Here is a 9,865-nt window from a genome sequence, read left to right on the forward strand (position 1 = left end):
TTCCTTGGTCTTAAAATGCTCCTGGATCTGCGCTGCGGCCAGCTTTTGGGTTTCTGTCAAAGATATTTTGACAGTATTGCCAGCCGGAATATCGTCGAACCGAGAGATAAATATTTCAAACTGCTCAAAAATGCCGCGCTTGATCAGTGTATTCAAAGAAGAAGCCGAGATACTTTCATCACCACCGAAAATGGATTTGTCCAGACCTTTTTGGTTCAAATCCGGATTGTTGTAAAAGGGAATGTGGCTTAGGTATTTAAGTAAAATATCCTGTTGCTTCGGGTTCTTTTCAAGCGACGCGGCGAGGGAAGAAAGCGCCTCATTACTCAGGTAAGTACTTGATAACCTAATCTTTTTAACCACTTTCGGTTTATACCGCTCTTTCACTTCTTCATACAAAATCACGGCTCGCTTCCCAACCAGCGACTTGATAATGGAAGTGATGTTTGACTTCATTAAAAGCCGCTCCACTTCTTCGTACGATAATGTCTGGTGCTTTTTGATCTCCTCAACTACCAGCAATTCCTGGTCTGTGAGCAGCTCTTCGTAATCAAATTCAGGATTAAGCTGAATGCGCGACTGGCTGGTAATTTTCAGTCCGGCGGGCAGCGCCACATTAAGTACCTCGCCGATATTGCACAGGTAATATTCCGCTACCCATCTGAAAAGTTCGAGCTGGTGGCCGGTAATGATCGGCTGCTCGTCGAGGAGTTCGAGAATGTATTTGGCCTGGTATTTGGAAGGAGGAGTACTATGAATTTGCGCGATTACCGCTGTTATAACCCGCTTTTTACCAAACTGAACAATCACCCTTGCCCCTACTTTCACAAGCCCGCTCATTTCCCTGGGCACCCTGTAAGTAAAAAGCGCAGGTACCGGAACCGGCAAAATCAAATCAGCAAAAAGCGTGGTTTCTTCCTCAAAAAAGGAGGTCATATTGTTTTATAAAAGTGGAAATACTTCAAGATTTCTCTTGATTAATAGCTTATCAACGAACGATGACCACAATCCTTAAAGCCATTTCTGGTATGTTCTCAAAGCATCTTCGTGAGATATGCCATTTCCCAGTTCAATTTGCTTCAGAGATTCGTTTACGTCGTGAATTACGATGTCAGGGAGATCTGACCAGTCATACTCGTTATCGAAGTTCTCGAAAACTGACTTTACAGCTTTGATAATCCTTTCGTCACTGGTATTTAAAAGCCTTTTCGCCAATTCGATCTTCTCAGTCTTGATGTCCATAGAGATAAACTTACGTTTTATACAAAAGACAATGAAGCCTCAGTCAATCAGCTGCGTATCAATTTCAGGCGCGTTTTCCCAGGTGACCAGCGCATTGAAAAGTTTGACGGTATTGTAGCTGAAAATGTCGGTTTCTGATATTTCACGTTCCTGGATAATGCCCTGGTCGAGTAAAAAAGCGCGTTGTGTGCCGGGCAGCAGGTAGGTTGTTGGCGTAAACCAATCTTTCCCGTCGCCAAACGCTACATTATAATAGTATGCATCCGTTACCCAGCCGTTTTTGATGATCAGGATTTCGTCGGATTCTTCCCTTTGTTCAAAAAGCGTGTTCAGCTCCTCGCGTTTGTCATATTTATAGCTGTAATCAACTGTGTCGCGGTAAACACGCCTGATGCTTTTGACCGTGCGCAGCGTGTGCAGCTCCCATTTGATATTGTCAATTTCTTTGGAGTAAGCCAGCCTGCATTTGTGCTTCTCATCGCTCACAAATCCCGGTATTTCAAGCAGTTCAGCAAGGTTCCATTGATCCGTATATCCCCAAAGTTCCTGCCGGGTTTTGTTAAGCCTGGCTTCGTGGTAGCCGAGATTTTTCAGCTGCCTGTTTTCAACACGGATCGTTTCAATACACAACATGCGGGACGGATTTAAATGGAAGATATACTTTGTCGATCAGCTCCTGGTACTCACTTTTTGCATTGCTCAATGCAGTAATCCCGCCGCCGCTTTTGAATACAAACCTGCCGTTTTGGTCCTCAATAAAACGGATCATCACGGCGCTTTCGAAATTCCGGCCGTCGAAATAGCCCATTACCCCTGTATAATAGCCTCTGTCGTAACCTTCTGCTTCTTCAATAATCTTCAATGTACTTGGTTTGGGCGCTCCGGTAATGGAACCGGCGGGCAACAGTTTCAGCAGTAAGTCGCCGTAATTTCCATTAAAATCATCAGGCAAAATGCCTGCTACTTCCGAGCTCACCTGCAACAATGCGCTGTTGTGCGTCTGCACCTTATCAAGGTACCGGTAACGTTCCACCCAAACCTTTTGCGCAACCGTACTTAAATCGTTCCTGATCAGATCAACGATCGTAGCGTGCTCGGCCGCTTCTTTATAGTCAGCCAAAATCACCTGCTCCGCATTTTCCACCGACGCGTCGATGGTACCCTTCATTGGAAAAGAAGAAATCCGGTTCCCTGAAATTTTAACAAAAATCTCCGGCGAAAAGCATACAAACTGATCTTTCAGCCAAAAACGGTAAGGCGCCTGACTGTTTTCAAAGATTTCCAGCAAGCTGAGATTGGTTTCAACCGGCGTAGGAACTGACAGGTTTAACAAAAACGAGTTCCCTGCACGGATATTCCTGATTACGTGCTCAAACCTGGGCTCGTAAGCTGCGAATGGAATCGGCGATTTATGGAAATAGAATTCCGGAGAAAAATCCGGCACATCGGATTTAAGCTGGTTGGTAAATCCATTGAGGTTAAACTGCACCTTCGCCGCATTGATCTCTTCCAGCTTCCAGGCAAGCGGCTTTTCCATTTTGTAATCAAACAGAAAAACAAATGGTACCTTGTTTCTGCCCCATGCATTAAGCCTGCCAATAAAATCGTCGATGCTGTTTGTCAATTTCAAAACGGATATTACCAAATTTTAACCGCAAGCGAATTTACAAAGTTCAGAAACCAATCTACCATTTAGCTGGTTAATTTGAATGGGCAACTACCAGCTTTAGTCTGCCTGATTTTACCTGAAAACTTGCCAGAAGTAATGCACATTTACGACGTTATTGTCATCGGTGGCGGTCCCTGCGGACTCGCAATGGGAGTTGAACTCGCGAAAAGCGGAATGGATTATCTGATCCTCGAAAAAGGAAATCTCACCGAATCCATTAGGAGGTACCCGAGGAGAATGCGCTTTTTTTCAACTGCCGAAAACATTGAAATTGGCGGGATACCTTTTGCTATTTCTGAGGTGAAAGCCAACCGGAATGAAGCATTGCAGTACTATCGCAAAGTCGCAGGTTATTATAAGCTCAATTTCAAGCTGTTTATAGATGTAGACCGTTCCGAAAAGCAGGCTGACGGTACTTTCCTGACTTACGCCAACGACGGACAGGTTTTTCAATCCAAAAACGTGGTGCTAGCGACCGGCTATTTCGATGTACCGCGTAAGTTGAATGTGCCTGGCGAGGATTTGCCGCATGTTTCGCATTACTACGATGAGCCTTTCAAATATTCATACACCAATGTAGTCCTGGTGGGCGGCTCCAATTCTTCGGTGGAAGCTGCGCTTGAACTTTACCGCCACGATGCGCATGTGACGATTGTACATAAAGAAGCGGATTTCAGGACAAAAGTGAAGTACTGGCTGGTACCGGATGTAAAAAACCGCGTGAAAGAAGGTAAGATACATACCCGCTTCGATTCTGTTACAGAAGCTATCGAGCCCGGCCGAATGCTGATCCGCAATCTGGAAACGGGTGAAACGGAGTGGCTACCTGCGGATTTTGTGTTTTTACTTGTAGGTTATCTGCCTGACGAACATTTACTATCACGTTGCGGCGTAGCGCTTGATCCTGCTACCAAGGTACCGACATTCAATCCCGACACTTTTGAAACCAATGTTCCCGGATTGTACCTGTGCGGCACTGTAATGGCGGGGGTATTTACCGAAAAGGTTTTCATTGAAAATGGCCGCGAACATGCTGCTGCAATCGCCGATCATTTAGCTGGGCGGGATGTCAGGAAGGTGAAAGAGTTGATTGATCGGATTTGAGGTTTTTTATGCCACGAATGCACGAATACCCACGAATGCTTATTCTTCGACTAGTACCAGCTTCCGTTTTTTCTTTTTGAAAGACAGCTTGTCGATTTTCCCGATCAGGCCGTTGGCACCTACTGCGTAGCCTACATTCCCGGCGAAGCTTATTGCGTGAAAACCTTCTTTTCCTAAAAACCGCCAGCTTTTGCCGCGGTCAATGGAGTAGCTGCTGCCAGAGGGGCCCGTGGCTACCAATGCATAATCGTCTGAGCGTAACTCCGTTTCGCCTGTCCAGATTGCGTCTGTTTTTTGGTAAATGGCTACGCATTCTTTTAATCCGGCCGGGTTTGTCATTTTTGACAATTGCCAGGTAACTCCGCCGTCCTTTGTTAAAAGTACATTTTGGGTAGAATCAGTTGTGCGTTTGTAGTCCCCTCCTACTGCAATACCATTTTTCTTTGACCAAAACCTCAACCCGAAAATCCCGCTCGTGGGTCCAGCCGGCAGCGGGGTGGAAGATACCTGCCACGTGCGGCCGAAATCCTCCGACCTGAATACCCGGGCCATTTTAGACCCGCCGGTACCTATATATGCATTGCTTTTTCCAAATGTGAGCAAGGAAGTACCACTGGCCGCAAAACAAGCTTCTCCCGGCTCGGCAGCAGGGCGGCTTTCCAGCGGCTGCTCAATCCAGCTTTTACCACCATCTTCGGTAGTCAGGATAAACAGCTTTCCATTGATCGGATCGCCGAGACAAATGCCTCTGTTTTTATCCCAAAAGTCGATTCCATCCAGAAACACCCCAATTTGTGTAGTGTGGTACACAAGGTTCCAGCTCTCTCCGCCGTCTTCGGTCCGGTAGATTTTCGCCTTATCCTTCTCCGATTCTCCCGCGCTCATCGCGATCAATGTGTTTTTATTAATGGCATGCACGTCGCGGAAATCGAGCGAGTCGGCGCCGGGTATTTTGAAGGTTGTCCAGGTCTTTCCGCCATTGGTTGTTTTCAAAATAGTACCTTTTGTTCCGCCAATCCAACAAATAGAAGGAGAAACAGTGTGAACAGCGCGCATGTGGATAGTGGCTTTGATATCAATGATATTCCATTGCGCAGATGCAGACTGGACCAGTAACAGCGCATTGAGCAGTAAAAGTGCTCTCAGGATCAGCAGTGGGGCTTTCAAGATAGAAATGGGAGAAATTGGCACAGTATTTTTACTACACTCGGTTGTAAGCTTTTATAACACAAAATAGGAAATTCGTATGAACAAGAATCAAAAATTTCTCGTAGGCGCTCTTGGTGCATTGATTTCAGGCATTGCAATTGGCCTTCTGGTTGCTCCTAAAAATGGTAAAGATGCCCGCAAGTTGCTCAAAAACAAAGCTTATGGCTTGGGTGACAATGCGAAAGACAAATACGAAAAAAGCCTTGAAGAATTATCCGTTTTGGCTGACAAACTGAAAGAAGGTTTTCTGAAAAATGTAAGCTCAGTAAAAGATAAAGCAGGTTCTGTTGCCGACAACGTCAATGACAAAGTCCGCAATGTGGTTAATAACTAATACATAAGACTCCTATATCGAGATATTCAAAGGCAGCTTCCGACGAAGCTGCCTTTTTTGTGTCTGCTACTTCGGAATCTTCTGCAAAAGTTCGGCAATAGCCTGATTCACCTCTTCCGTGAAGTTCTTGCTTTTGGAAGGTATAATGCCCGACACACCGCCTTGCCACACCATTCTGTTGTTATTGGCATCTACGAGGTCAATCATGAGCGTTCCTTCTCGGTATTTGCCGACGACCACCTCTTCACTCTTCCACGAATAGCGGCGTTGCCCCATATATCTGGGCAAACCTTCTGTGCGAAAATCCGTTTCCCTCGTTTGCACTTTCTCTTTTACATCCAGCGCAATATTGATTTTCAGGTTTGCGTCACGAGCTTCGTCCAGGCCTTTTGCCTGCAAGTTCTGCGCAACAGCAGCTTTGATAATGCCGACATTTCTCTCAAAATTTTCAGGCATTGTATCACCTGTGGCCTCTATCTCGTAAAAACCGAATGTAGCGTAGTCCGACAGCCGGAAGTTATCTTCCTGCTCCGGTTTAAGGATTTTATAGGAACTGCTGCATCCTGCCAGCAGCAGAATTGATAGTCCCCAAAATGCAAAAATGATCTTTTTCATTGTTGCTCCATTGTTAAGTTATCCAATCACACTCCCCAGCTCCTTGGCCGCCGCCATGCTGATCCCTTTGTAAAACATAAACTCGCTCATCACGCTATTCTGTTCGTCTTCCGATTTTGCATGAAGCGCCTGATTTAAGCACACCTTCATTTTCTCCTCAATAAAAGCTTTTTTCAGTCGGAGGATATTTATAAATGCAGTTTTATCCAAAACATCAGCCTCGAACGGAACATATATCTCGTATTTCTCAGACCATAACTCACTTAACTCATACTTGCTGGTAAGCCAGCTAATCGTCAGGTTCCGGATCTCGGACTCGTGGTGGTTCAGGAAGTAATCGGTTGGCGGGACATAGTTGCGGTTCAGGTTTTCTCTGAAAAGTGTCAGCAAATGTTGAAACACCGCATCTTTGAAGTCAATACCCTCAATTTCGCCCAACACATACTGGCAAACTGTAATGGTAGGTTCCAGCTCTTTTGTGCCAAATAAAACCAGCAACCGTGTAAATGCCTCTTCCTGATAGTACAACTTGCTTTTCTGCGGCGGCTCATAGGTTTGTGCAGGCTCGGGCTCAAAGATATCCTCCTCGGTAAAGGTAAACCCGTCTGAAAAGCTGCCCAGATCAGCAGGACCTTCCGGCGCTGCATGCTGCTGCGCGCTACCTCTGTCAGGCTTTTTCTGCGTCTGCTGCTTTCTGACCAGCTTATTACCTTCCGAAATCAGCATTTGCTCATCCACATTCATCATTTCTGATGTACGGTGGAAAAATACCTGTCTTTTAATCGCGTCAGGAATCTTGACAATGCTGCTTACGACCTCCCCGATTACAGCCGCGAGGCGGAAAGGATCATTGCCCGCATCTTGCAGCAATACCTCTGTTTTGAAGGTGATAAAGTCTTTTGAGGCCTTTTTGAGATAAGTTTTAAATGCTTCCGCACCTACTTTCCGGACGTAGCTATCGGGATCTTCGCCGTCGGGAAAAAGCACAATGTTAACATTCAAACCTTCCTCCAAAACAAGGTCCAACCCTCGCAATGCGGCCTTGATCCCTGCGATATCGCCATCGTAGAGAATGGTAACATTGGGCGTAAACCTGCCGATCAGCCTAATTTGCTCGATAGTAAGTGACGTACCGGAAGAAGCAACAACATTCTCGATCCCGGCCTGATGTAGTGAAATTACATCCGTATAACCTTCTACCAGGTAACAATGGTCGAGCTGTCGGATCGCATTCTTCGCCTGGAAAATCCCGTAGAGTACATCGCTTTTGTGATAAACAGCGGTTTCGGGCGAGTTAAGGTATTTGGGTTGATTGGCCTTTTGTCCGCTCTCCGATTTCAGGATACGCGCGCCAAATGCGATTACCTTGCCGCCAACATGGTGGATCGGGAAAATGACGCGACCTCTGAACCTGTCATAACCGCCGCCGCTGCTTCCTTCCCGCGGAATAAGCAAACCGGCTTTTTCCAGTATTTCTGTTGAATATCCTTTTGCAAGTGCCTCTTTGGAAAATGCATCCCAGGTATCCAGACTGTATCCCAGCTCAAACTTCTGCCTGATTTCATTGCTGAAACCACGCTCGCGAAAATAGCTGAGCCCCACCGCCTGACCTTCATCCGAATGTTGGAGCTGGTGCTGGTAGAAGTTTTTGGCAAAATTGAGGATAATGTAAAGGCTCTCGCGCTCATTCTGACGAAGCGCTTCTTCGTCCGTCATTTCCTCTTCCTCAATCTCGATATTGTATTTATTGGCCAGGTAACGCAATGCTTCTCCGTAACCGACATTATCCACATCCATTACGAACTTAATGGAGTCGCCCGCAGCGCCGCAACCAAAGCATTTATAAATCTGCCTAACGGGATTTACATTGAATGAAGGCGTTTTTTCATTATGGAATGGACAGCAAGCCGAGTAGTTTGCGCCTTTTTTTTTCAGGGACACAAAATCCCCTACTACCTCGACAATGTCGGCGGCCAGCTTGATCCGCTCTACGGTTTCGGGATTGATCCTCATTTTGGTAATCGATTAAGAGTAAGTAACCTGCATCCTTGACAGGAAGTGGAATATACTTACATAACACATTTGTAAGAAAAATAAGTTACACGAATGTAATCAGGTGGCGACCTATGGGCAATATTTGAATATTATTTCCGTAAATTTGAAGTCTAACCCAGGGTTGGGCAAAATTCTTTTCCAGAATTGTCCATTATTTTCTTATTAGAATTTAGAAATCACATCTTAAAGTTTTTTTCTAATTACTTTAGTTTGTTATTTTGCGGTATTAGAACAAGAATTCGAACCATCAAATAATTTGATATAGATATTAAAAATATAGTGTGTGTATAGTGTGAAACAGGGCATGGAAATTTTCTATGCCTTTGTTTTTTTGGAGCTTTCCAGAATTTTTACATTCTCAATACACTGCTATAAACCGATATCAACTGTTTGATCACCGGAGTTCCCTCACCTTCAATTTGTCTACCGCGAAGCAATTCTTTCGCTTTCCTGATCTCAGCTTTCAGGTCAAGATTCTTTAGATCCTTGTAAACCTGACAGTAAGGCGATCTTTCCACCGCAGCAGATGCGAGTACGGGTACATTCAGTTGCAGCGCTTCATGAATGGACAATGAAACGCCGTCAGTTGTAGTATTCCTGATAAATGCGTCGGCTACCTGCAACACATTCCTGAAATCGTGCGGAATGGAGATGAAGAGCACATTGGTCGGAAGCTCGCCCTGTAACGCTGATATGTAGCGAATGTAGGTAGCAGAAGGATCGGAGACGACCAGTCCGAACGCGGGCTGTTGTGAGACGTAAGTAACCAGATCCGAAATCCCGTAAGTTTCCTTTTGGTTTTTGTCAAAAGTCAGATTCCACGCATTGGTACAAACAATGACCCTGTGCTGCTTCCTGAATTCCGCCAGCTTTGAGCTCGTACACTTGTCAAGTGGCGTGCTATATTCCGAAGGCAAAAAGGTCGAGATCAGTCTGGCAGATTTGTTCCACTTCAATGCCTTTCGCAAGCTTTCTTCATTCTGAACAATGGGAATACAGCAAAGCCGCGCTGACCAGCTTACCTGTATATTCCCCCATAAAGCATACCGGCCCCAGCTTCCATGGTAGGTAATAATCAGCTTTTTGAACGAAAGTCTGCAAAACAGCGCCAGGAGAAACTGCCAGGAAGGGTTGGAAATATGAAGGTGTATAACCTTATAGCGGCATAATTTGAAAAAACACCTCACTCTACCGTGCTGCAATTCAGCAAAGTCAAAGCTTCCAAAATCTTCCTTTTCAAGATTCTCCACCAGCCGCTTCACGTGCATGGTCACCCCGCCGATTGGAGGCGGCACTTTTCCGATGATCAGCAATCTACGCATTCAATATTGGTGACTTGCGCAGACTTTTGGAATAGAAATAAAGACAGAGCAACAACACAGGTGCAATGCAGTTAATCGTCAGGCTCCTGGCGGGAATAATCACGAAAACACTCCCAACTGTGTGATTGAAGACCAGGTAAACCAGCAATGCAAGCGGTAGCACCTTGTACATTCTTCCCGCATTGCACGCACTTGCAGCTACCAAGCCGCATTGAACAAAAACAGAATACATCAGTATCGCACCGATCAATCCATTCTCAGCCAGTAACGTATACCAAAGTGAATGCGCCTCCCGGTAGCCTGGTCCCAGCACTT

The 9,865-nt window shown here is 45.5% G+C and carries 9 protein-coding genes and 2 pseudogenes; 2 read left to right on the top strand and 9 right to left on the bottom strand.

What is annotated here, in order from left to right; genetic code table 11:
* From ACTIE6_RS09325 to ACTIE6_RS09340, 4 genes and pseudogenes are all read right to left on the bottom strand, one after another.
* A pseudogene (locus ACTIE6_RS09325) lies at positions 1–936 on the bottom strand (replication restart helicase PriA); the annotation flags it as partial.
* Positions 937–1,011: 75 nt separating this feature from the next.
* A complete protein-coding gene (locus ACTIE6_RS09330) occupies positions 1,012–1,242 on the bottom strand; it encodes a hypothetical protein (RefSeq protein ID WP_439556382.1) in 231 nt (76 codons plus the stop codon).
* A 39-nt stretch (positions 1,243–1,281) separates the two neighbouring features.
* Positions 1,282–1,875 (bottom strand): hypothetical protein, encoded by a 594-nt coding sequence (locus ACTIE6_RS09335; RefSeq protein ID WP_439556383.1) that lies wholly within the window; start codon positions 1,873–1,875, stop codon positions 1,282–1,284.
* Positions 1,862–2,887: an aminodeoxychorismate synthase component I gene (locus tag ACTIE6_RS09340; RefSeq protein ID WP_439556384.1), complete on the bottom strand. Its 1,026-nt coding sequence runs from the start codon at positions 2,885–2,887 to the stop codon at positions 1,862–1,864. The genes ACTIE6_RS09335 and ACTIE6_RS09340 overlap by 14 nt, the downstream gene beginning before the upstream one ends.
* A 120-nt stretch (positions 2,888–3,007) precedes the next feature.
* Between ACTIE6_RS09340 and ACTIE6_RS09345 the strand changes: the two genes are divergently transcribed.
* Positions 3,008–4,015: a YpdA family putative bacillithiol disulfide reductase gene (locus tag ACTIE6_RS09345; RefSeq protein WP_439556385.1), complete on the top strand. Its 1,008-nt coding sequence runs from the start codon at positions 3,008–3,010 to the stop codon at positions 4,013–4,015.
* A gap of 39 nt (positions 4,016–4,054) precedes the next feature.
* Here ACTIE6_RS09345 and ACTIE6_RS09350 read toward each other — a convergent pair whose 3' ends face one another.
* Positions 4,055–5,182 carry a WD40/YVTN/BNR-like repeat-containing protein gene (locus ACTIE6_RS09350; protein ID WP_439556386.1) on the bottom strand — a complete coding sequence of 376 codons (1,128 nt, stop codon included), beginning with the start codon at positions 5,180–5,182 and terminating at the stop codon, positions 4,055–4,057.
* A 79-nt stretch (positions 5,183–5,261) separates the two neighbouring features.
* Between ACTIE6_RS09350 and ACTIE6_RS09355 the strand changes: the two genes are divergently transcribed.
* Positions 5,262–5,558 (top strand): YtxH domain-containing protein, encoded by a 297-nt coding sequence (locus tag ACTIE6_RS09355; RefSeq protein ID WP_439556387.1) that lies wholly within the window; start codon positions 5,262–5,264, stop codon positions 5,556–5,558.
* 66 nt (positions 5,559–5,624) lie between these two features.
* Here the strand turns inward: ACTIE6_RS09355 and ACTIE6_RS09360 are convergent, their stop codons facing one another.
* From ACTIE6_RS09360 to ACTIE6_RS09375, 4 genes and pseudogenes are all read right to left on the bottom strand, one after another.
* Positions 5,625–6,173: a DUF4136 domain-containing protein gene (locus ACTIE6_RS09360; RefSeq protein WP_439556388.1), complete on the bottom strand. Its 549-nt coding sequence runs from the start codon at positions 6,171–6,173 to the stop codon at positions 5,625–5,627.
* Between the two features lie 18 nt (positions 6,174–6,191).
* On the bottom strand, positions 6,192–8,186 hold the full coding sequence (dnaG, locus tag ACTIE6_RS09365) for a DNA primase (protein WP_439556389.1): 1,995 nt from the start codon (positions 8,184–8,186) through the stop codon (positions 6,192–6,194).
* Between the two features lie 392 nt (positions 8,187–8,578).
* Positions 8,579–9,550, bottom strand: coding sequence for a glycosyltransferase (locus tag ACTIE6_RS09370; RefSeq protein ID WP_439556390.1), 972 nt, complete (start codon positions 9,548–9,550; stop codon positions 8,579–8,581).
* Positions 9,543–9,865 (bottom strand): annotated as a pseudogene (locus ACTIE6_RS09375) (O-antigen ligase family protein); the annotation flags it as partial. The pseudogene ACTIE6_RS09375 and the gene ACTIE6_RS09370, both read right to left, overlap by 8 nt.

It is taken from the genome of Dyadobacter sp. (assembly GCF_051859145.1).
Taxonomy (GTDB): domain Bacteria; phylum Bacteroidota; class Bacteroidia; order Cytophagales; family Spirosomataceae; genus Dyadobacter.

What these genes read in the sequence shown, in the direction of transcription:
- ACTIE6_RS09330 (WP_439556382.1), bottom strand. Translation starts at nt 1,242, where the DNA reads ATGGACATCAAGACTGAGAAGATCGAATTGGCGAAAAGGCTTTTAAAT.
- ACTIE6_RS09335 (WP_439556383.1), bottom strand. Translation starts at nt 1,875, where the DNA reads ATGTTGTGTATTGAAACGATCCGTGTTGAAAACAGGCAGCTGAAAAAT.
- ACTIE6_RS09345 (WP_439556385.1), top strand. Translation starts at nt 3,008, where the DNA reads ATGCACATTTACGACGTTATTGTCATCGGTGGCGGTCCCTGCGGACTC.
- ACTIE6_RS09355 (WP_439556387.1), top strand. Translation starts at nt 5,262, where the DNA reads ATGAACAAGAATCAAAAATTTCTCGTAGGCGCTCTTGGTGCATTGATT.
- ACTIE6_RS09360 (WP_439556388.1), bottom strand. Translation starts at nt 6,173, where the DNA reads ATGAAAAAGATCATTTTTGCATTTTGGGGACTATCAATTCTGCTGCTG.
- dnaG (WP_439556389.1), bottom strand. Translation starts at nt 8,186, where the DNA reads ATGAGGATCAATCCCGAAACCGTAGAGCGGATCAAGCTGGCCGCCGAC.
- ACTIE6_RS09370 (WP_439556390.1), bottom strand. Translation starts at nt 9,550, where the DNA reads ATGCGTAGATTGCTGATCATCGGAAAAGTGCCGCCTCCAATCGGCGGG.